Origin of the sequence: Paenibacillus sp. V4I9, from assembly GCF_030817295.1 — a bacterium.
GTDB lineage: Bacteria > Bacillota > Bacilli > Paenibacillales > NBRC-103111 > Paenibacillus_E.
Window position 1 is genome coordinate 1,802,884 of sequence record NZ_JAUSZE010000001.1, and the last position, 22,727, is coordinate 1,825,610.

18 protein-coding genes and 1 pseudogene are annotated in these 22,727 nt (G+C 44.3%); 18 read left to right on the top strand and 1 reads right to left on the bottom strand.

From position 1 onward, the window contains the following. The first annotated feature begins 125 nt into the window (after nucleotides 1-125). The 17 genes and pseudogenes from QFZ81_RS08465 (at nucleotide 126) to QFZ81_RS08545 (ending at nucleotide 20,417) form a co-directional block, all read left to right on the top strand. A complete protein-coding gene (locus tag QFZ81_RS08465; RefSeq protein WP_307602280.1) occupies nucleotides 126-1,637 on the top strand; it encodes a sulfatase family protein in 1,512 nt (503 codons plus the stop codon). Nucleotides 1,638-1,658: 21 nt separating this feature from the next. Continuing rightward, entirely contained in the window at nucleotides 1,659-2,639 is a 981-nt protein-coding gene (locus QFZ81_RS08470) for a formylglycine-generating enzyme family protein (protein WP_307602282.1), read from the top strand. A 139-nt stretch (nucleotides 2,640-2,778) separates the two neighbouring features. Continuing rightward, on the top strand, nucleotides 2,779-3,705 hold the full coding sequence (locus QFZ81_RS08475) for an ArsR/SmtB family transcription factor (protein ID WP_307602284.1): 927 nt from the start codon (nucleotides 2,779-2,781) through the stop codon (nucleotides 3,703-3,705). A gap of 226 nt (nucleotides 3,706-3,931) precedes the next feature. Further along, the gene (locus QFZ81_RS08480; protein ID WP_307602286.1) at nucleotides 3,932-5,266 is read left to right on the top strand and encodes an ABC transporter substrate-binding protein; all 1,335 of its coding nucleotides are present in this window, start codon (nucleotides 3,932-3,934) and stop codon (nucleotides 5,264-5,266) included. Nucleotides 5,267-5,348: 82 nt separating this feature from the next. Beyond that, nucleotides 5,349-6,290: a carbohydrate ABC transporter permease gene (locus tag QFZ81_RS08485; protein ID WP_307602288.1), complete on the top strand. Its 942-nt coding sequence runs from the start codon at nucleotides 5,349-5,351 to the stop codon at nucleotides 6,288-6,290. Nucleotide 6,291: 1 nt separating this feature from the next. Continuing rightward, on the top strand, nucleotides 6,292-7,098 hold the full coding sequence (locus QFZ81_RS08490; RefSeq protein WP_307445662.1) for a carbohydrate ABC transporter permease: 807 nt from the start codon (nucleotides 6,292-6,294) through the stop codon (nucleotides 7,096-7,098). A 3-nt stretch (nucleotides 7,099-7,101) separates the two neighbouring features. Then, nucleotides 7,102-8,133 carry an acyltransferase family protein gene (locus QFZ81_RS08495; RefSeq protein WP_307602290.1) on the top strand — a complete coding sequence of 344 codons (1,032 nt, stop codon included), beginning with the start codon at nucleotides 7,102-7,104 and terminating at the stop codon, nucleotides 8,131-8,133. 77 nt (nucleotides 8,134-8,210) lie between these two features. Continuing rightward, a complete protein-coding gene (locus tag QFZ81_RS08500; protein ID WP_307602291.1) occupies nucleotides 8,211-10,130 on the top strand; it encodes a family 43 glycosylhydrolase in 1,920 nt (639 codons plus the stop codon). A 10-nt stretch (nucleotides 10,131-10,140) separates the two neighbouring features. Further along, a pseudogene (locus tag QFZ81_RS08505) lies at nucleotides 10,141-10,533 on the top strand (3-keto-alpha-glucoside-1,2-lyase-like domain-containing protein); the annotation flags it as partial. Between the two features lie 42 nt (nucleotides 10,534-10,575). Continuing rightward, nucleotides 10,576-12,336, top strand: a complete 1,761-nt coding sequence (locus QFZ81_RS08510; protein ID WP_307602293.1) for a glycoside hydrolase family 2 protein — start codon at nucleotides 10,576-10,578, stop codon at nucleotides 12,334-12,336. A gap of 485 nt (nucleotides 12,337-12,821) precedes the next feature. Further along, nucleotides 12,822-14,066, top strand: a complete 1,245-nt coding sequence (locus QFZ81_RS08515) for a branched-chain amino acid ABC transporter substrate-binding protein (RefSeq protein WP_307602295.1) — start codon at nucleotides 12,822-12,824, stop codon at nucleotides 14,064-14,066. A 95-nt stretch (nucleotides 14,067-14,161) separates the two neighbouring features. After that, nucleotides 14,162-15,148, top strand: a complete 987-nt coding sequence (locus QFZ81_RS08520) for a branched-chain amino acid ABC transporter permease (RefSeq protein WP_307445650.1) — start codon at nucleotides 14,162-14,164, stop codon at nucleotides 15,146-15,148. A gap of 49 nt (nucleotides 15,149-15,197) precedes the next feature. Further along, complete coding sequence (locus QFZ81_RS08525; RefSeq protein ID WP_373462781.1) at nucleotides 15,198-16,445, top strand: branched-chain amino acid ABC transporter permease; 1,248 nt, start codon at nucleotides 15,198-15,200, stop codon at nucleotides 16,443-16,445. Further along, nucleotides 16,442-17,227 (top strand): ABC transporter ATP-binding protein, encoded by a 786-nt coding sequence (locus tag QFZ81_RS08530; protein ID WP_307445646.1) that lies wholly within the window; start codon nucleotides 16,442-16,444, stop codon nucleotides 17,225-17,227. Before QFZ81_RS08525 ends, QFZ81_RS08530 begins: the two co-directional genes overlap by 4 nt. After that, entirely contained in the window at nucleotides 17,224-17,931 is a 708-nt protein-coding gene (locus QFZ81_RS08535) for an ABC transporter ATP-binding protein (protein WP_307445642.1), read from the top strand. Before QFZ81_RS08530 ends, QFZ81_RS08535 begins: the two co-directional genes overlap by 4 nt. After that, complete coding sequence (locus tag QFZ81_RS08540) at nucleotides 17,928-18,878, top strand: DMT family transporter (RefSeq protein ID WP_307602297.1); 951 nt, start codon at nucleotides 17,928-17,930, stop codon at nucleotides 18,876-18,878. The genes QFZ81_RS08535 and QFZ81_RS08540 overlap by 4 nt, the downstream gene beginning before the upstream one ends. Before the next feature lie 318 nt (nucleotides 18,879-19,196). Then, nucleotides 19,197-20,417 (top strand): metallophosphoesterase, encoded by a 1,221-nt coding sequence (locus tag QFZ81_RS08545; RefSeq protein WP_307602299.1) that lies wholly within the window; start codon nucleotides 19,197-19,199, stop codon nucleotides 20,415-20,417. Nucleotides 20,418-20,551: 134 nt separating this feature from the next. Here QFZ81_RS08545 and QFZ81_RS08550 read toward each other — a convergent pair whose 3' ends face one another. After that, complete coding sequence (locus QFZ81_RS08550) at nucleotides 20,552-21,211, bottom strand: HupE/UreJ family protein (protein ID WP_307602301.1); 660 nt, start codon at nucleotides 21,209-21,211, stop codon at nucleotides 20,552-20,554. 159 nt (nucleotides 21,212-21,370) lie between these two features. Between QFZ81_RS08550 and QFZ81_RS08555 the strand changes: the two genes are divergently transcribed. Continuing rightward, on the top strand, nucleotides 21,371-22,423 hold the full coding sequence (locus QFZ81_RS08555) for a metallophosphoesterase family protein (protein WP_307602303.1): 1,053 nt from the start codon (nucleotides 21,371-21,373) through the stop codon (nucleotides 22,421-22,423). The last annotated feature ends 304 nt before the right edge of the window (nucleotides 22,424-22,727 follow it).

Sequence of the window (22,727 nt, forward strand, 5' to 3'; positions counted from 1 at the left end):
GTCTTGTCTTATTTTTACGGTACCGCTCAGCACAAGATGAAAGCCGAATTGTTATTTTCAGATTGTGAAGTTTAGTATACCATTTATACAAAGAAATATATGACTAGTTAAAGGAGCTGAAGTTTGTGAAGAGACCCAACATTTTGCTTATCACCAGCGACCAGCAGCATTGGAATACAATAGGGGCGTTTAACGAGGAAATCCATACCCCTAATCTGGACCGATTGGTTAGGGAAGGGACGACATTTACGAGAGCATATTGTCCGAATCCGACCTGTACTCCGACCCGGTCGTCGATTATTACCGGCATGTATCCGAGTCAACACGGGGCGTGGACACTCGGCACCAAGCTGCTGGAAGATCGGCATACCGTAGGGGAGGATTTCAACAAGAACGGTTATCAAACAGCTTTGATCGGTAAGGCTCACTTTCAACCCCTGCGAGGTACAGATGAGTATCCTTCGCTTGAAGCATACCCGCTACTTCAGGATTTGGATATCTGGAGAGAATTTACGGGGCCTTTCTATGGCTTTGACCATGTGGAGTTAGCCCGAAATCATACAAATGAAGCGCATGTAGGCCAGCATTATGCCATTTGGATGGAGGAGAAGGGCTGTAAGAATTGGCGTGATTATTTTCTTCCTCCAACCGGCACAATGGATAAAAGCATTATGCACAAATGGCCGATACCGGAAGAGTTTCACTACAATACTTGGATCGCTGAACGGTCAAATGCTATGCTCGAGCAGTACAAGGAGAATAACGAGCCATTTTTCCTATGGTCGAGCTTCTTCGATCCGCATCCGGATTATCTCGTGCCTGAGCCTTGGGATACGATGTATGACCCGGACCAGCTTACGATACCGGCGGTCACCCCAGGAGAGCATGACCGGAATCCACCGCACTTCCGGATGACACAGGAGGAGAATCCTGATTTCTCCGCATGGCGCGAAACCGGCCAAGGGATTCATGGCTACCAATCTCATTCTCTGCAATCCCCGGACGAACGTAAAAAACTGGTTGCGACTTATTACGGAATGATCAGCTGTATGGACAAATATATCGGCAAAATTCTCAATAAGCTGGATGAGCTTGGTCTTGCAGACAACACGATTGTCGTGTTTACGACGGACCATGGGCACTTCTTTGGTCAGCATGGGCTTCAGTACAAAGGCGGCTTTCATTATGAAGATTTGATCAAGCTACCCTTTATTGTCCGTTATCCCGCCCACGTCCCGGAAGGTCGTGTTTCCCCGGCGATTCAATCGCTTGTCGACCTTGCGCCCACCTTCCTGTCGCTTTCCGGTATTCCGATTCCTCCAGTAATGACAGGGGTGGATCAAAGCGGTGTCTGGCTCGGTACACAACCGGAAGCCAGAAATCATACCATTTGCGAGTTCCGGCACGAGCCAACGACCATTCATCAGAAGACGTATGTCGATGAACGGTATAAAATCACGGTATACTATAATCAAACCTACGGTGAAATTTTCGACCTTCAAGAGGATCCCGGAGAGCTTAATAACCTTTGGGATGAGCCGCAGTACGCTGCACTTAAATCCGAATTGCTTTTGAAATACATTTGGGCAGAGTTGGGAAAAGAATCGATGCCCATGCCACGCATTTGGCACGCATAAATAGAAAGTGAGGCATAGGGTATGTCAGAACATACTTCTTCCAAACCATCCTGCTGCAGTGCAGGAAGAAATCAAATAGAAACAGGTTTCGTGAAAGTGGGTAAGCTTGAACGGAAATCCGGTGCGTTGGATATAACTGCTAGAACGTCTAAAGATAACATGATTTATTTGCCGGGCGGCTCTTTTCTGATGGGGACGGATGATGGGGAAGGCTTTCCTGCGGATGGCGAAGGACCTATCCGTACAGTAGAAATCAGTTCCTTCTATATCGATCCGTGTGCCGTTACGAATGCAGAATTTCACACATTCGTCGAAGCTACCGGGTATGTTACTGAAGCGGAGAAATTCGGCTGGTCGTTTGTGTTCCATCTGTTTGTTTCTTCTGAAACAGCCGCGAAGGTGAAAATCAAAGTGCAGCATACACCCTGGTGGTTGGTAGTGGAAGGCTCTGATTGGAGGCATCCGGAGGGGCCGGATTCCAGCATCGTAGAGCGTCTGAACCATCCGGTTATCCACGTCTCCTGGAATGATGCGACGGCATACTGCCGGTGGGCGGGAAAGCGTTTGCCAACGGAAGCGGAGTGGGAATATGCCGCTCGCGGCGGATTGGAACAGAAACGATATCCATGGGGAGACGAATTAAAGCCGGGTGGTGTTCACCGCTGTAACATCTGGCAGGGGAAATTTCCGGATAAAAATAATCAAAGCGATGGATATGCAGGAACGGCACCGGTGAATTCGTTTGAGCCGAACGGATTCGGGTTGTATAACGTATCTGGAAACGTATGGGAATGGTGCGCGGATTGGTTCAGCCCGACATATCATCTGAATAGCTCTAAAGCTAACCCGCTCGGCCCGTCATCCGGTGATAACCGAGTGCTTCGCGGGGGATCTTATCTATGTCATAAGTCTTACTGTAATCGCTACCGGGTAGCGGCAAGAAGCAAAAATACGCCGGATAGTTCTACAGGAAACATCGGTTTCCGCTGCGTGGTGAACTAAAAAAAGCCAGTCAACACTTTATTCTAGTGTTCTGACTGGTTTTTTTATGCTTTTTATTTCATGAATATGCATCCATGGACGTATATCATCATTTATTATATGATATATGTATTCATACAAAAATTCGGGAGTGAATTCGATGCTAGAGTTAAATATAGAAAATCCAGATGAGCTTGTTCTTGTGGCCCATGCATTATCCACTGATTTAAGGGTCAACATCATCCAACTGTTAAATACAAAGAAGTTGAATATAAATGAAATTGCTGACGCGCTTCAGATTCCTGTATCCACCGCAGCTTCCAATGTGAAGATATTAGAAAAGGCTCGACTCATTGAAACTGAGCTGCTGCCGGCGACACGCGGAGCTATGAAAGTATGTACGCGAACTTACCATGACATTCATATCATTTTAAATTCACAGTTCTATCATGTTCAGCCGGATAAAAACTGCTATGAGATCGAAATGCCCATCGGATACTTTACGAATTGCCAGGTGTCGCCTACCTGTGGGATGGCCAATACGGAGAAAATGATTATTCAGGAAGATTCACCTGCCGGCTTCTTCCATCCTGATCGCTTTTCTGCACAAATCATCTGGTTTCGCAAAGGATTCGTTGATTACCGTTTTCCTTTGGAACTTCCGAAAGGTGCTAAAATTCAATCCGTCCAGTTCAGTCTTGAAATCTGTTCAGAAGCTCCAAATTATGATAACAACTGGCCATCTGATATTTCGTTTTGGGTGAACGGGGTTGACGTGGGGACATGGACCTCTCCTGGCGATTTCGGAGGGCGAAAAGGGAAGTTAAATCCAGGATGGTGGCAAGAATTTTCGACCCAATTTGGATTGCTAAAAACGTTGAGTGTGGATGGTACCATGACCGCAATTGATAACGTTCAAGTGTCTTCGATCAATTTGCATCAATTAGTGCTTGGAAATAATAGCTTCATCGATTTAAGATTAGGCGTGAAAGATGATGCAACACATAAGGGCGGTATTAACTTATTCGGTAACAAATTCGGGGATTATGAACAAGGGATCGTCATGAAAGTGTTCTATACGGTTTAAATGATGGGAAATGAGGTCATACCAACAATAATGTTGTGTTGACCTTTCTTTATGTACAAAAATAATGTAATAATGGAATGGAAATGCCATTTAGATACAATAATATTAAAATAAACGTTGACATAATGCTATGTAAGCGTTATTATTCTCTTGTAAGATACATAAAAATAGTTATAAAACAGAATTATTGTTTTATATATTCCAAATTAAAAAGGGAGCGATTGAATTGAAAACAAAAAAAGTGTTAACGTCAATGCTAGGCGCCACAATGTTAGTATCCCTATTGGCAGGTTGCTCAAGTAACGGTGGTTCAAGTGTAACTCCAGCCAGCACTGAAAAAGCAGCAGAGACGGCGAAAACAGAAAATACCGGGGGTAAGAAAACAGAGCTTGTATTCTGGACGCTGTTTGCGGGCGGCGATGGCGAATACATGGATCAGATCATTAGTTCTTTTAATAAATCGCAGGACAATATTTCAATCAAGAACGTCAAGTTGGAATGGGCAGAATATTACACTAAGCTCTTGACTGGTGTGTCTGGTGGTAAAGGTCCGGATATCGGGATTTCGCATACATCTAAATTACCTGAGCTAATTAAAGCGGGGGTTGTATCTGAGCTAGATACGACTGGTAAGGCCATTAATCTCAACTGGGATAACTATAACAGTAATATTTTGAGTTCCGCTACAGTAAATGGAAAGCATTATGCGGTACCGATCGACACGCATCCTTTCATCATGTACTACAATAAGAAGCATTTGCAAACAGCTGGATTGCTGGGCGCTGATGGCAAACCTACAATTGAGACAGGTGCGGATGGCTTCGTCAAATTCTTAACAACACTAAAAGATAAGCTTCCTAAAGATGTAACGCCATTCGCTTTTTCTAATAATGCGGATGATCCATATCGATTATGGTGGGCGCTCTATTCCCAACAAGGCGGAAATGACGTTATTTCGGATGACGGCAAAACACCTGCGATTGATACGGATAAGGCAATTAAAGCTGCAAACTATATTAAGGACTTATATTATACAAGTAAAGTAATTAAACCGCAGGACCCTGATTTTTACAAAACGTTCCAAAGCGGCAAAGGCGCCATCATGATGACAGGCGTGTGGGCTACAGGAACTTGGGAAACGACCAAAGATCTTGATTTCGGTGCTATGCCAATTCCTAATATCTTCGGAAATACGAAAACATGGGGAGATTCACACACCATTATCTTGCCAGTGACCGCGAAGGAATATCCTAAGAAGCGCGAAGCTGCATTGACGTTTGCCAACTATGTTGCTGAAAAAGGCGGCCAAGTTTGGGCGAAAGCAGGTCACATTCCTGCTAACAAAACTGTTTTCGATACAGCAGAATACAAAGGTCTGAAATACCGCAGTGACTATGCAAGTGTAGCTGGTGATGTGGTATTCCCTAAGGTATCAGACAAAACATGGCCTAAGAACGATGTTTTGAAAAAATATCTGGATGAAATTTGGTTGAATAAAACCCCTACGGATGCTGTGTTTAAGAAGATTGATGGTGAGTTAAAGACATTGCTCTCTAAATAAATGCCATTAAACCGGATAACAAGCTTGGAGTAGTATCATACTTCAAGCTTGTTACTTTCAAGAAAGAGAGGTGGGGTACTGCATGAGTACAAAAGAAGTTGATTTGAATAATAAATTGGTCACCGCCCGTTCACAAACGAAACCAAGGCAGTGGCGGCTGGACATCCTGGCTTTTTTATTTCTTTTGCCTTTTCTTGCCGTATACGTCGTGTTTACGATATTCCCGATGATCAAAGGACTGCAGATGAGTCTGTACGACTGGACGCTAATTAAGAAGATGGATTTTGTTGGCCTTAATAATTATATGGCTATGGTACAGGATGCAAATTTTTGGCGTGCGCTCTGGAACTCAACGTACTTTGTTATCTTATCTACGCCTAGCATGCTTATATTTGCTCTGCTACTCGCGGTCATTGCCAATCAAAAAACGAGACTTCAGAAATTTTTCCGCAGCGTCTTTTTCTTGCCGAGTGTCCTATCTGTCTCTGTCGTTTCGTATGTAGGTCTGTTTATTATACAGCCTTACACAGGCTTTCTGAATAATTTACTTAAATTAGTTGGTATTCTTTCGGTAGATCAAGAGATATTTTGGTTGACGGAATCATCCCTTGCCTGGATTGCCATTACGGCCATTACACTTTGGTGGACTGTTGGGGTTAACATGATTCTGTATTTATCGGCTATGCAGGATATTCCAGATGATATTTATGAAGCTGGGAGACTCGATGGCGCTTCGGAGAGACAAATGTTTTTTCGAATTACGCTTCCACTGCTAGGTCCCATTACAAAAACGATATTACTGCTTCAAATTATTGCTTCGTATAAAGTGTTTTTGCAAATTTACATTATTACACGTGGTGGACCGGGTACAGATACACGGCCAATTATTCAGTATATTTACGAGGAAGGAATCAAAAACAACCATATGGGTTATGCAGCTACCATGTCCTATGCGCTATTTGCCATACTCCTTGTCTTGTCGTTGACCCAATTGAAAATGAGTGCGAAGAAGGAGGCGGTCTAAGATGCGGGCTCTTCGCTTATCCTTATCGGTGCTTCTTGCTCTATTTTTTCTTGTTCCCATCTCATGGATGCTGATTGTTTCTATTAAAGATGAAGGTATGAAGATTACAGGTGTGCTGGATTGGTATAAACCGCCTTACACCTTTGAGACATACGCGTATATTTTTCAAGAAACTTCTCTGGTCAGGTGGATGTTCAACTCTCTTGTTGTTGCTATTGCCGTTACAACGCTTACGCTGTTAATTTCTTCTCTGAGCGCATTCGCCTTGTCCAAAATCAAGTTCCGATATCAAAAGTTCATGTTCGTCTTGATCTTGGCTGGCCTATTAATCCCAGGCGAAGCGATTCTGATTCCGCTTTATCAGGTTGTGAAAGAACTTGGGATGTTAGATTCTTATCAAGGATTAATATTACCGGCTGTGGCCTCTCCATTCGCAGTTGTTGTTCTGAAAAGTTTTTTTGACGCGGTTCCCAATGAATTACTGGAAAGCGCTGAGATGGATGGGGGAAGCAAGTTAAGGGTTTACGCCAGTATCGTGATGCCGCTTGCTAAACCTGCTTTGGCCTCCATTGTAATTCTTACGTTTATTGCCCAATGGAACAACTTCCTATGGCCGTTCATTGCGATTACTTCAGAAGAATTGTTTACACTGCCGATGGGGATTCCCACCCTGATGTCCCAGTACTCGGAAGATTATGTAAGACCTATGGCCATTAACTCGGTAGCATCTATTCCTGTCATGGTTGCGTTCTTGTTCTTCGAGCGGCAAATAGTAAAAGGTCTGAGCTTCTCGGGTATAAAGGGGTAATCCATGAATAAAGAAAGAGATTACAGCATCGACATCTTCAAAGGGTTATTGGTCATAGGGATGGTGTACTGTCATATTTTGCAGTTTTTCAGCGATCCCATGGTCTTTACGGGAGCACAACGAGTGATCGATGTTGTTAATATTGTCACGTTTACAGGTTTCGTATTTAGTTTCGGTTACGTTGGCCAATTAGCCTATTACAATAAACCGTTCAAAGCAGTATACGGAAGAATGCTGTCAACCGCGTTGAAAATGCTAATTGCTTTTTATATTTCAGGTACTTATTATCGATTGTTCTTAGATCGAAAGCCCCTAAATTGGAGTACAATCAAGCCTATTCTGATACTTCAGGATATTCCTGGTTGGTCGGAGTTTCTGATTTCTTTTTCACTTATCATGTTGGTCGGGTTGGTATTATTTAAGCCATTAACTTGGTTGGTTGAGCGAAAGTTCAAATTTTGGGTGGTCGTTTTATTGCTGCTAATCACTACGTATCTCCCTTATGACAAAGTAACTGTGAATCAGTTAGGGCTATTGATTGGCACAAGAAAGTTTGCTTCTTTTCCCGTAGTGCAATATTTTCCCTACTACTTGATTGGGATGTATGCCGCACGCTACAAGCTGGGGTGGAACTGGAAATTTATAGTAGGTTCCTTAGCTGCTTCTGGCATATTCATCACGTACGTAATAGCGAAACAGGGGCTTCCTGAACGATTTCCACCATCCATCTATTGGATTTTAAGCTCCGCTTTCTTATTGTATGTGTACTACCTAGCTGCGAAAATGCTGGTTACTAGTATGAAATATACGAGCTTTTTACGAGTCTTAGGTCAAAACGTGCTGCTTTATCTGCTTCTGAGCAATATCATGATTTTTACTTTAAAACACAATCAGGAGCAGCTTTTGTTAAGCTCGCTGGAGGGCTTTTGGTTTGATATGGGTGTTCTTCTGCTGATTAGCTTTTTCATTCGAATCACGATAAGTACTAAACTCAATGCGAAGGTCGCTTTGAAATCGGAAGGTGTAAATCATTGAAGAGGTTTGTGAGCGTAATGGTGACGATCTGTTTAGGGGTTTTTCTAACCTCATGTCAGGGAGAGGGACCTAAGAGAATGGAACTCGAACACTGGAGTCAAGTTCCCACCTATAGTAATCCAATGGAGTTAGCTGAAGAGTGGGAGGATTATGGGATTGGCGATCCATTCGTTCTCCGTTACAACGGTATGTACTATTTGTACTGCAGCACCCAGGATGATCAAATTGGAGTAAAAGCGTGGAGTTCTGCGGATTTAATGAATTGGAAGCCGGAAGGACTCGTTACTGAGGAGCTAATAACAAAAGGGGCGTATGCGCCGGAGGTCGTTTACTGGAACGGTTACTTCTACATGTACACCTCACCGGGAGGCGGCGGTCATTATGTGCTCAGCAGTCAGAGTCCCACAGGCCCTTTTACGGTCCAAACGGATAATCTGGGGATGTCGATCGATGGCTCTGTATTTATTGATGACGATGGGAAATGGTACTTTACACATGCTTCTGGTCGAGGCATTTTGGCTAACGAAATGTCAGATCCTTATACATTTGGCCCCGATAAGCTGATCCCGGAAGCCTATTTGCAGCACTGGACAGAGGGCTCATCGATCTGGAAAAGAGAAGGGAAATACCTAATTACCTATACCGGTAATCATGTCTTCAGCACAGGTTATCGAATTCAATATTCGATTTCTGATCAAGGACCTTTAGGTCCGTATCGGACGCTGGAAAACAATCCATTCGTGATCAGCACGGACGATAAATTTAATGGACTAGGTCACAGTTCTACTGTTCTAGGACCGGATCTGGATTCCTATTATTTGGTGTATCACAATCTGGTAGGCGCATCGACGTCAGGCCCGCCTGTACGCAAGCTGAATATCGACCGTTTGCAGTTTAATGGGGATCGTATGTCTCTACTCGGTCCTACCTTCGCGATGGCCCGTCCTGTTGCCAAAATGCCTGACTTTTCGGCCAAAGAAGTGGTTCCCGGAAGTACGGTTGGTTGGAAACAAGAGCAATTGCGTGATAAAACGATTGTAGTGAGCGACTCTACAACGGAACAGGCATTTACAGCTGAGTATAATTTCCACGCATTGTCGACTGACGAAAGCTCTTCCCATTTAGGCGTTGTATTTTCATACGAGAATGAGCGAAATTTTATGTTTACGGACGTGGATTCGCAAAGTCATGAGCTCATCGTACAGCGGGTTAATGAGGGTAAGATGGTCCTTGTGGGTAAAGCTCAAATCCCAAAGGAAACGGACCTAACAAAACTGCATACGATTCGAGTAACAAGTGTAGATGGCAAGATTCAGGTTTATTGGGACAATATGCATAAGCTAGAGGTAGATATGGAGAGTGTCGGAGGTAAGATTGGTTACATCTATGCTGCTGCATCGAAGTCCGCTCCTGCTATGTTGTTCACGGCTTATAGCAATGATGCGGGTGGAAGCAGTGATTATGAAACCGTCAAACCTGTCCCAGGGAGTATCGAAGCGGTACATTATTTGAAAGATAAGATCCGTGGCTATTCAGATTCCTTAGCCAATGAGCATCGAGGAATTGCAGCGGATGATGGCAGTATGGCAGCTGTTTTGCCGAAGGCTGGAGATTGGCTGCAGTACCCTATACAGGTGAAGCAGGCAGGAACTTACGGCATAGATTTGGAAATGCTTCCATCGGATGCGGAGACAACGATAGAAATAGCTGCTGGAGCAGAAAAGCAGCGGTTTATCGTACCAAAGCGGAACAAAGCTGATCAAACTTGGGAACGAACCCGCATTGGGAGTATGGCATTGAAAGAAGGCTACGCAAACCTGAAAATCAAAGTTGTCCAAGGTTCGCTTTCGTTCAAGACGATGACGTTCTATCCAGGTGATGAAGCGTTCTCTTCAATAGACAATGTGCCTAAAGGTATGGTGGGCATGTGGATTCCTGTAGATGGCGGTTATGAAACTCGCTCTCATGAATATATAAAAAACATTCGCGGGAAGTGAAGACTGGACGGATTACCGGATGGATGCGGAGTTCCATTTCCCCGCGATACCGACAAGAGATGCAGGCTTGCTGATCAGATCTGTTCATGAATCTTACTATCCGCATCAAGTGCAAGATGCCTTCACAGGTTATTATGCGTCTGTGAACCAAGACGGACTTTCGTTGAAAAAAGTGAATTACGGAAAACAGGAGATTTTGAAAACTGTGCCACTAACGATTCAAAAAGATACGAGCTATCGAATGAGAGTTCAGGTTACCGGCAATCGAATACGTGTATATTGGAACGGATCAACGGATCCTGTTCTTGATTATCAGGATCCGAGAGCTTATACACATGGAAAAATCGGTCTACTTTCCAACCATTCTGATATTATTTTTCATAAAGTTTCTGTTTCGAAGTGAAATGCGTAGTTGTAAATACAGAGAAGATAGAGGAGTGTAGTTATGACAACTAAGATGTATATCAAAGATTATCCTAGACCGCAATTCGTTCGTGATTCTTGGTTCAATTTGAACGGGGAATGGGATTTCCGTTTTGACGATGATAATGTAGGAGAAATAGAAAAATGGTATAAACAGCTTAACGGAGATCGCAAAATAACAGTTCCGTTCACATACGAAACGAAGGCGAGTGGTATTGGAGAAGAGAAGTTTCATTCGAATGTGTGGTACGAGCGTGCTTTGGGTATCCCGAAGGAGCAAGAAGGGAACCGTGTTATACTTCATTTTCAGGCAGTAGATTATTTAGCTAAGCTATGGGTTAACGGAACCATGGTCGGACAACATCAAGGGGGATACGCTGCTTTTTCTTTTGACATTACACCGCATCTTCTATTTGGCGAAACCAATACCCTCGTGTTGAAAGCGGAGGACTCACAAAGCTGCACACAGCCAAGAGGCAAGCAGCGTTGGGTTGATGATAATTTTGAGTGCTTTTATGTGCAGACAACAGGCATTTGGCAAAGTGTGTGGGTAGAGTATGTAGCGGCCTCGTATATAAAATCTGTTAAGATGACGCCTGATCTCGATAATTATTCAGTTCGCTTTGATTATCAGGCACACATGGCTGCCAAATCGAAACAACTCCGTCTGGAAACTCGGATTAGCTTGAAGGATAAAGTTCTTAAGCAAACGAGTCTCGTTATCGATCGCCCGTGGCTCCAACTGGATATGAATTTATTACATGAGGCGAACGGGCCTTGGAAGGTTCGAACATGGTCACCGCAAAACCCGAACTTATATGATGTGGAATTTATCCTTTATGAAGGTGACATCATCATTGATCATGTATACTCTTACTTCGGGATGAGAAAAATTTCGATTGAAAAAGGAAAAGTACTCCTTAACAATACGCCGATATATCAACGTCTTATTCTTGATCAGGGCTACTGGCCAGACAGTCACTTGACTCCGCCATCGGAGGAGGCGTTGATTGAGGATATTGATGCAATCTTGGCTATGGGTTATAACGGGGTAAGGAAGCATATGAAGATTGAAGATGCCCGATTCCTTTACTGGTGTGATGTGAAAGGTGTGCTGGTCTGGTCCGAAATGGCGGCAACTTTTGAGTTTAACGATGAGGCGATTGATACATTCACATCGGAATGGACGGAAATCGTCCGCCAGCAGTACAATCACCCTAGTATCGTGACATGGGTACCTTTTAATGAATCATGGGGGATCGCACAAATTTACACCAACTTGAGACAACAAAAGTTTACGGAAAGCATCTATCACTTGACCAAATCACTAGACCCGCATCGGCCTGTTATCGTAAATGATGGCTGGGAACACACCGTTTCTGACATCTTGACATTACATGATTATGAGGAGAAAGGTTCTGCATTTTTAAAGCGTTATACTGACAAAGATGGACTCCTGAACAACGAATTCTCATTCAATAACGGGAAATATGCCATGGCCCAAGGATACGCCTATCGTGGCCAACCGATTATGATCACTGAATTCGGAGGTATTGCTTTTAATACAGGGAAAGGCTGGGGCTATGGGAATCAGGTTGAGAATGAGGAAGCCTTTATCGAGCGTTTTAGGAGCATTACACAAGCGATTAAAGATACGGATTACATTAGTGGATATTGTTATACCCAAATAACCGATGTTCAACAGGAAGTCAACGGATTGCTTACAGAGGATCGGAAGCCTAAGATACCACTCGAACTGATAAAAGAAATTAATCTTGCATAAGGTTTGAAAAGAAGGACACGGCTTGTTTGTGAAGCTATGTTCTTTTTTTTCTAGATATCCGCCCCAACCACTCTTCCATACATCCCAACGATTACGCGATCTAATCGAGAACGATGTCCTTATGCATCTGCGTTCATTGAAGAAAACGCGCAAAGACGTGTCCTTGCATGATCCCATCGGAACGGACAAAGAGGGAATGTCTGGGAACGGGTATAAAAGATGATAGATTCACTCTGCTAGTTATAAAAATATATAACCAAATATGTTATTGAATATAACACACAAAATTGAATTCTTAAAATATATCTATTTTATGTAAGGTATATTGACATAAGTTTCTGATTTCATTATTATAATCTTGTAAGGTTCATGTTATTTAAAAATGCCGATTGAGTAGTTTTGTATGAATTTCGTCTCTTAACCGAAGTTCTGAATGCTGCAATATCGGTATTTTTGTGTATCAAACTATCTGAGGAGGTTGTTTCATGATTTTGAAGAAAACGGCTCTTATGATCTCAGTATCGGCGCTTGCCATGGGTTTGTTAGCAGGGTGCGGAAACGGAACAAGCACAAGTACAAGCACAAGCACAAGCACAAGCACAAGCTCAGCTACAGAAACGACTAAAACTAGCAGCGTAGGCACTAAGAGCGTCATCAAAATTGCGACCCAGTCCCCTTTGTCAGGAGGCAGCGCCGTTCAAGGAGAAGCTATTAAGCTAGGTGCTCAGATGTCTTTGGACGACCATAAAGCGGAATTTGACAAGCTGGGTTTTGAACTGCAACTGGTCCCTTATGACGACCAAGCAGATCCAAAGAAAGGCGTAGCCAATGCCGAGATCATCAGTGCTGATCAATCAATTCTCGGTATCGTCGGACATATGAACTCAGGTGTAGCTATACCTTCCTCAGTCGTTTACGAGAAGAACAATATTGTCATGGTTTCGCCGTCCAATACGGCAACGGAGGTAACCGACCGTAATCTGAAGGTCGTGAACCGAATCGTTGCAAGGGATGATTTCCAAGGACCTGCGGCGGCTGATTATGCGTTTAAAACAGTAAAAGCCAAAAATATTTTCGTCATTCAAGACAAAACAGCCTACGGTCAAGGCTTGGCAGAAGCGTTTAAAGACGCGGCAACGAAGCAAGGGGCAACCATTGTCGGTTATGAGGGGATTACCATAGGTGAGAAGGATTTCAACGGGGTGCTTAACATTGCGCTTAGCAAGAAACCGGACTTTGTCTTCTTCGGAGGATTATATGCCGAAGGCGGTCTGCTTATCAAACAAGCACGCGACAAAGGAATTACGGCTCCTTTCATGGGTGCAGACGGGTGGGACACGCAAGGTCTGGTTGATGTAGCCGGTGATAAAGTAAAAGACGCCTTGTACGCTTCCATCTCAACTGATATTACAAAAACGCCAGATGGCATGAAGTGGGCCGATCAGTATAAATCTAAATTTGGCAAAGCTCCCGACGGTTACTCGGCTTACGCATATGACTGTATGACCATTATTCTAAATGGCATTAAAACTGCGAGCAGCGCAGACGGTGGAAAAGTGCCTGTCCGCGAAAAAGTTCGTGATGCGGTGCGCGCCACCAAAGACTTCCAAGGTGTTGCCACGAAGGTTTCCTTTGATGGTAAAGGCGACAATACATACGCTAAAGTATTTATCTACAAATTTGAAGGTCCGAAATATCCGGGTACCATGATTTCTGAAGTAGGGAAGTAAACCTAATCTCAACATCATTCAACTTAAAGTAAAGAGGTATGTGCTTTATTGATATACCTCTTTACGGTTTATTCACTTGCGAAAGGAGAAGCTTCATGATCCTAAACATCCTGCACTCACTCCCCCAAGTATTGATCGACGGGCTTGCTTTAGGAGCTATTTATGCGGTCGTTGCCTTAGGATATACCATGGTATACGGTATTCTTGAATTGATCAATTTTGCACACGGCGAAATTTTTATGACTGGGGCATTCGTTGGGACAGGGGTATTGTTCCTTTTTCAATCTACAGGGTGGCTTAGTGGTATGCCGGGATGGGTTGCATACGTTCTAATCCTCGCTATCGCCATGCTGTTTACGGGATTGTTGGGGGTGGGAATTGAACGAATTGCTTATAAGCCTCTCCGAAAAGCGCCTAAGCTGATTTCACTTATCTCCGCGATTGGTGTTTCCTTCGTGGTTCAAGACCTCGTTCGCTTTATATCCGAATTGAGAACAGGAAACTACATCATAAGCGGTATTACGTTATTCGATAAAAATATAACCATCGGCACTTCTTCTCTTGGATCATGGCTCGGAGACGCTTCTTTGAAAACCAATACGATCATCATCATCGTAGTGGCTGTATTGTTGATGATCAGCCTTGATTTTTTTATCAATCGTACCAAATGGGGAGTGGCCATGCGGGCGGTAGCGCAAGACCGTGAAACGGCTTCGTTGATGTCAATTAACGTGAATAAAATCATTATTCTGACCTTTTTCATCGGATCAGCTTTAGGCGGTGCTACAGGGGTTTTATTTGCGCAGCAGTACGGTACGATCGATCCATTTATCGGCTATATATTAGGGCTGAAAGCATTCACGGCAGCTGTGCTTGGAGGTATAGGAAACATTCGGGGTGCCATGTTTGGCGGACTGGTCATTGGGATATTAGAGATGTTCGCTTCTTCTAATCTTGGCTTACTGACGAACGGCAGCTTCGGTTCGGAGTATAAAGATGTATTTGCTTTTATGATTCTAATCATCGTATTGATATTCAAACCCGAAGGTCTGTTTGGCAAAGCCGTCAAAGAGAAAGTGTAGGTGACCCATTATGGATAAAATAAAACAGGCATTAGCGCAAAACTCGAAAATGCAGGCACTTATACTTGTCTTTCTTGTCTCGGTTACAGCACTAAGTGTATATATGACGGCTAAATCGGTCATTGCCTTTTTATTATTGCTGGCATCCTTGCTTTTGCTTTACTACACTTCATTTTCCAATAAAGTCAAATGGATTATCGGCGGAGTCATGCTAATTCTAGTTATTCCGTTTGCTTCATCGGGAGGCCCCGCCTACGAATCTTATATGGAAGTTGCAACGCAGAGCGGGATTTATATCGCAATGGCTCTCGGGCTGAATATCGTGGTCGGTTTTGCAGGGCTTCTGGATCTGGGTTTTGTCGCTTTTTTCGCGATTGGAGCTTATACATATGGTATCTTCTCTACGGCTCAGGCGAATCACTTCATTCCAGGTGATTTGTTTCCTCTTTCGGGCTCTGCGTTTTGGCTGTTTATTTTTGTAGGCGGCTTTATGGCCGCACTGTTCGGAGTCATTCTCGGCCTGCCCGTCCTTAGGGTGAAAGGAGATTATCTCGCTATCGTAACATTGGGCTTCGGGGAAATGATCCGCATCATCTTCAACAACTTGGAGAAGCCGGTTAACATTACGAACGGCGCAAAGGGCATATCATCGATCAAGCCTCCAAATCTGTTTGGATTTGAATTTACGCATCCTCATCAATTTTATTTCATTGTGATAGCGATCTTGGCTTTTGTAATTTTCGGAGTAAAGAGATTTGAACATTCACGAATGGGTCGTTCCTGGAAGGCGGTTCGGGAGAATGAAATTGCCGCACAATCCATGGGGGTTCCGTTAATTCGCACGAAGTTGACCGCGTTCGCTGTGGGAGCTTCCTTCTCTGGGATGATGGGAGTCGTCTTTGCAGCCAAGCAAACGTTTATTGACCCGTCCAGCTTTACATTGCTTGAGTCTATTACGATTTTGGTCATGGTTGTATTAGGAGGAATGGGGAGTGTTCCTGGCGTTATACTTGGAGCTGCACTCATTACGATTCTCAACCTGCAGGTGCTTACGGAATTTACCAATTGGTTAAATCAATTAACACTGCAAGGCGTAGTCCACATTCCATTTGCCTTATCTCCATCCAAGATGCAGAGGTTTATTTTTGGAGCCATTCTAATCCTCTTTGCTGTCTTTAGGCCAAACGGATTGATTTCCGTGAAAAATCGCAGAGTGAACGAAAAGCTGATTCAGGACCGAATTTTATCAGCTTCCGTGCAGCAAGTAAATTCTCAAAGCGGAGGGATCGCCCAATGACCATTTTGCGTGTTAATAATTTGGTCAAACGCTTTGGCGGATTGGTTGCCGTTAACGGTGTTCAATTTGAGTTTCAAAAAGGTAGAATTTCTGCTGTTATCGGTCCAAATGGTGCCGGGAAAACAACTTTTTTCAATATGATCACCGGCATTTATGCGCCTGATGAGGGTGAAATTGAATTGGAAGGCAAATCGATTGTGAAGGTTAAGCCTGATCGAATTACTGAAAAGGGAATTGCCCGTACTTTTCAAAATATTAGACTATTTGGAAATATGACGGTTCTTGAAAATGTGATGGTCGGCATGCATATTCATTTAAAGGGAGGAATATTAAGCACTTTACTCGGACTTACTAAAACTCGAATTGAGGAACAAAATGCGATGGATGAAGCATACCGATTATTGCAATATGTTGGTCTCGAGCCTCATCTCAATGAAAATGCAAACAGCCTTTCTTACGGAGCGCAACGGCGGCTTGAAATCGCGAGAGCGCTTGCGGTTAAACCAAAAGTACTACTGCTGGATGAACCTGCCGCAGGAATGAATCCGCGTGAAACAAAAGAACTGACCGAGCTTATTCGAAGTATTCAACAGGAGCTGGACGTATCGATTATATTGATTGAGCACGATATGAAACTCGTCATGCAGATTTCTGATCACATTCTAGTTCTGGATCACGGTGAAAAGATAGCTGAAGGATCCCCTTATGAGATTCGTTCGAATCCGCGTGTGATCGAAGCTTATTTAGGTAAAAGTGCCCTAGGTCAAGAGGTGAAATCATGAGCATACTGCAGCTTCAAGAAGTCCAGGCTTACTATGGAGGTATTCAAGCTTTAAAGGGAATTTCACTTCATGTGAATGAAGGGGAGATTGTCACGTTGATCGGTTGTAACGGAGCGGGAAAATCCACAACACTTAAATCCATTTGCGGTCAGGTGAAAACGAAAGGCTCCATCCTATTTAATGGGCGCAACATTTCGGCCTGGCCGCCACATCAAACGGCGATGGAAGGCATTGCTCATGTCCCGGAGGGCAGGCGCATATTCCCAAGGCTAACTGTTAAGGAAAATCTGGAAATGGGCGGATTTTCAGTTAAAGATAAAAAAGTGATGAAAGAGCGTATGGAACAGTCCTTTGATTACTTTCCTCGTTTGAGAGAACGCTTGTACCAAGCAGGCGGCACCATGAGTGGAGGCGAACAACAAATGCTTGCCATAGCCCGTGCGCTCATGATGAAACCTAAGCTACTGCTGCTCGACGAACCATCGATGGGATTGGCTCCCGTCATCGTGGATCAAATCTTTGAAATCATTCAGGAGATGAACCGTACGGGGATGACGATTCTACTCGTAGAACAAAACGCATACCAAGCACTGCAAATCGCCCATCGCGGTTATGTGATACAGACCGGTGAAATTATTCTGGAGGATGACGCAAAAACATTGCTTGTCAACGATCAAGTAAAAGAAGCTTATCTGGCAGGATGAAATCATTTCTACCGATGCTTTACGGCATTATGGCATCATTTTTTTTCTCCTTTTCTTTCATCATGAACCGGTCCATGGAGCTGTCCGGTGGATATTGGGTATGGAGCGCTTCGCTTCGTTTTCTATTCATGTTTCCTATCCTTTTGTTGATTGTCTGGATTAGGGGAAATCTCCGGGCCTTGCTTTTTGATATGAGAAAGCAGTTAGGGGTATGGATGGGCTGGAGCATGGTCGGATTCGGATTATTTTATGTGCCGCTGTGTTTTTCCGCTGCCTACGGACCTGGGTGGTTGATTGCGGCTACCTGGCAGGTAACCATTATTGCGGGTTCATTGCTTGCTCCATTATTCAGCAGGGTAATAATAACAAAGAGTGGGCCTAAACGGATTAAGGAAAAAGCTCCGTTAAAAGGTCTGTTGATTTCTCTCATCATCTTATTTGGGGTAATTGTTATACAGGCGGATCATGGCGGCCATCTCTCCATAAAAGACGCGCTTTTAGGCGTGGTGCCTGTTCTGCTAGCAGCTTTTGCTTATCCGCTTGGCAATCGGAAGATGATGGAAGTTTGCAATGAGCGGCTGGATACCTATCAGCGTGTTCTAGGCATGACACTGGCCAGCCTTCCGTTATGGATATTTCTTTCGCTCTATGCTCTTGTTCATGTCGGCGCGCCGAACGCAGGGCAAATCGGCCAATCCGCTCTTGTAGCCGTTTGTTCGGGAGTCATTGCAACCGTGCTTTTTTTCAAAGCGACGGAAATGGTAAAAAGATCCGCACATCAACTAGCTGCTGTAGAAGCGACTCAAGCCGGAGAAATCATTTTTACAGTCATTGGCGAATTAGTGCTACTCGATGTGGCATTTCCTTCTAGTCTGTCTTGGACAGGTATTCTTTGTGTCGTAACCGGGATGATCGTTCATAGTTTAATGTCGAAGAAAGGTAAATAGATTCACAAAAAAAATGGAGAATGGTTCTCCGTTTTTTGTGAATTTACGCTAACGAAAAACTTTTGTAGAGGAGTTTGCTTAACAGCAGCTCTTCTTTTTGTTTATTCAAATAACGGTTAATGCAAGACTGTCTTTACTAAATTAGGGTCTATGACGTGAACAATCCCAATAAGACATGAAATTGAATTTGAACGAAATCAAGTTCGTGTCATTTATGATTTACATAACCTTTAGATCAAGGTTATATTCACCTTACATTTCTTCGATAGATTGAGGGGAGGGGGCATATCCCAATAAATCATAGGAGGTATTTGTTCGATGAGCCATGATGAAGCAAGTAAAAGTATGAGCAGGAGGGATTTTATTAAAGTCGGAGGGGCGAGTGCGCTGGCGCTCACCCTTGGATCAGCGGGTGTTCCCGTCGAATTGTTTGGCGGAGGAGAGGTACAGGCCGCAACCAACGACAATGTGAAGCTGCAATTTAACTCTGACGGAAAGTTCAAAATCGTACAGTTCAACGACACGCAGGATGACGAGAATATCGATCGACGGACCGTGGAGCTGATGGAGAAGGTACTCGACGCCGAAAATCCGGATTTTGTCGTACTTAACGGCGACAACATTACCTCAGGCTGCGATACGGCGATGGAGATGAAGCAGGCGATGAACAACGTTGCCCAGCCAATGGAACAACGAGGAATCAAGTGGGCCGTAACCTTCGGGAATCACGACGAAGACTCAACTCCGAAAGCCGGTCTATACGAAGAGGAAATGCTGCAATTTTATATGGCGTACAAGCATAATGTGAACCAGCCCGGAGAACGAGGGATTACCGGGACAGGGAATACCAACCTGTTGATCCGGTCCTCCCAAGGGTCGAAGGCGACCTTCAATCTCTGGTTGTTGGATAGCGGAAGGTATGCGCCGGATACAATTGCCGATCAAGACTTCGAAGGATATCCGACCTGGGACTGGCTGCGGTTCGATCAAGTGGCGTGGTACTACGAAACCTCCAAAAAGTTAGAGGAGAAACTGGGTTATAAAGTGCCGTCACTCATGTTCATACATATCCCGCTCTGGGAGTACCGATTCATGTGGTATGCCAGCTTGGACGGAAGGTCCGGGGCCGACCATGCAAGGGCCGTTGGCAAGCACCAGATTGTGGGAGAACGGAACGAAGACGAATGCCCCGGTCCGATCAATAGCGGCATGTTCTCGGCGATTTTGGCCCGAGGCGATGTCAAGGGCGTCTTCTGCGGTCATGATCACGTCAATACGTACCACGGCAACTACTACGGCGTACTGCTCGGCTATTCCGGAAGCACGGGCTTTGGCGCTTACGGTTTGCCCGGCGCGGATAGGAATAGACTGCGTGGAGCCCGGGTATTCCATCTCGATGAACACGCCGAGAACGTTCTTATCGATACCCATATGGTATTTGCCAAGGATTACGGGATCGATCTTACAGCGAACGATCAAAGCGCGGAGCCTGCGCCGATCCCGGAAAACAAGAAGCAGGAGAAGATTGTGAAGCCTTAAGCCACTCGATGCGGTTTCCCGATAATAATAAAGCCGCGTGGAAAAACCCTCGCGGCTTCTTTGCTTACTGTTCGCAGATGAAAGCAGTAATGCGGAACCATTGATTTTACATAAAAATATACTCTAACTATTTATCAACCAGCAAACAATCGTTCAAACAACCAGATTCCGCCTAATACAAACGCCGCGCTGGAACCTGCGACGACAAATCGTCTCGCATATTTGTAACGGTACAACAAATAGATGAGCGGTACAAGCACTCCGACTAACGCGATTTGGACCACTTCGATCTCGATGTTGAAGCTGAGCAAAGCCGCTGCTATGTTGCTTCTCGGAATATTCATTTCCTTTAAAATGTCAGCAAATCCCATGCCGTGAATGAAAGCTACATAGCAAATGCTTAGCGCGATGGCGGGTTCCACAATCTTCGGGGATATATCGATCAGTCCCAAGACCGTCAAAGTTAAGGTTATGCTGTGAGCGATCGTAAAGGCGGTAATCATTGTTGCGTATTGTTTAAACGTTTGCCGCGCGATGAGCAAAGAAAATAAGAAGAGTAAATGGTCGAACCCGCCTAAAATATGGCTCATGCCAAGCCTAAAGAAGGAATGCCAGCCGGATATCGGATTCGTTTGCTCTGATCCGCTATCATCGTCGACCGTCATCATCTTGGCCCAAGTACGGAATTCGCCGGATAAAGCTATTGTGCTTTTCTGGCCTCCCTCTTGAATCGTCAGCAGATTGACATAATTCGTCTTCACATTGTTCATATACAAATTATCCGTAAAGGACATAGGCGAAGATGGGACTCCGGAGGATAAAGTACTTTCAATAGGACTTTCGCCCCGTCCCCTTGCCGTTCGAGAAAGCTTTCCGCTTGCGTCCAGGTCTTCGTTTCTCCGTTCATTTTCAGGATAATATACTCTTGCAGCATAGCTGGCGATGCTCTGTTCATGGTATTGAATACTAATAACAGAGACGGAGCCTCGCACGTACAGTTCATGAAAGAAACGGTTGCAGCTGTTCCTAACACGAAATGGAAGTTCGTTACGTTCCACCATGACATTTATGGTGCCGGACCTCACTCTACAGAGGCGGCAATTACCGGCTTAAGAGCTGCACTCTTCCCGACGTTTGACGAACTGGATGTCGACATGATCTTTATGGGCCATGATCACTCCTATGTCAGAACGTATGTGATGAAAGGCGATATCCCGCAGAAAAATCAGCTGATTGACAGCCAGGGACAAGTCGTGAACCCGACTGGCGCAACGTACCTCACAGCCAACTCGGCGAGCGGAAGTAAATACTACGAATTAATGACCACTCCGGAAGTGTATTCCGAGGTCAGAAGCCAGCTGAAGGTTCCGACCTTCTCGACCATCAACGTTACCCCGTCCAGCATTAAGATTAACACGTACAGAACAGATACAATGGCAGTGGTCGACACTTATTCAATGGTAAAAGATCACATCGCGCCAACCTATACGCTGACAGCGAACGGAGCTCCTTTCGTTGAGGGCACTGGATATCAAGCTAATCAAAGCGTATCGTTCCAACTTACCACACAAGACCAACAAACCTCTGTGGTCTCTGAGTCGATGACGCTTGACGGAAATCCTTACACCAACGGATCGCCTGTCGATTTGGCCGACAAACTGGGTGTTCACACCCTGACTATTGTGGCGATCGATTATGCAGGTAATAAACTGGATATGTCGATGAACTTTAAAGTGGAAACAAGCCTCCCGTCGTTAAAGAGTTTGCTAGACCGGTATATCGCGAAGGGGGATTTGAACGGTCCACTCGTGAATCAACTGACTAATGACTTGAGTCAGGCTGACCATCATTTGAGTAAGGGATCCAAGGATCAGGCAGCCAAATTCATGCAGGATTTCCTGAAGCATTTAAATAACGCGCCCATGGCGAGCAAAGTAACCACCGAAGTCAAAGATATTCTGACTGTTGATGCGCAAGCGCTAATCATCGCCTGGTCTGGACAGTAACAGAGCAAAGGCGCTGCTATTAAAACATCAGTCCTTTTAAGTTCTTTTCCGGAGAAATAGACAAGTGGAAAAAAGAAATGTTGTAAACGCTCAAGTTTCCCTAGGAAACTTGAGCGTTTTTTTCTGACCACATCGGCAATTTTAGACTATATTCTTGACTTGAGAAATGACAAGAATATGGTGACGACCGGATTGCTTCCTAAGCAGGTTAGAGCAAGCCTTAAACCTACACCTGAATAAATTACACTTTTATGTGAGTATTATCGCATGTTGCCGTATTCCGGTCTTTTGTACAATAAACATG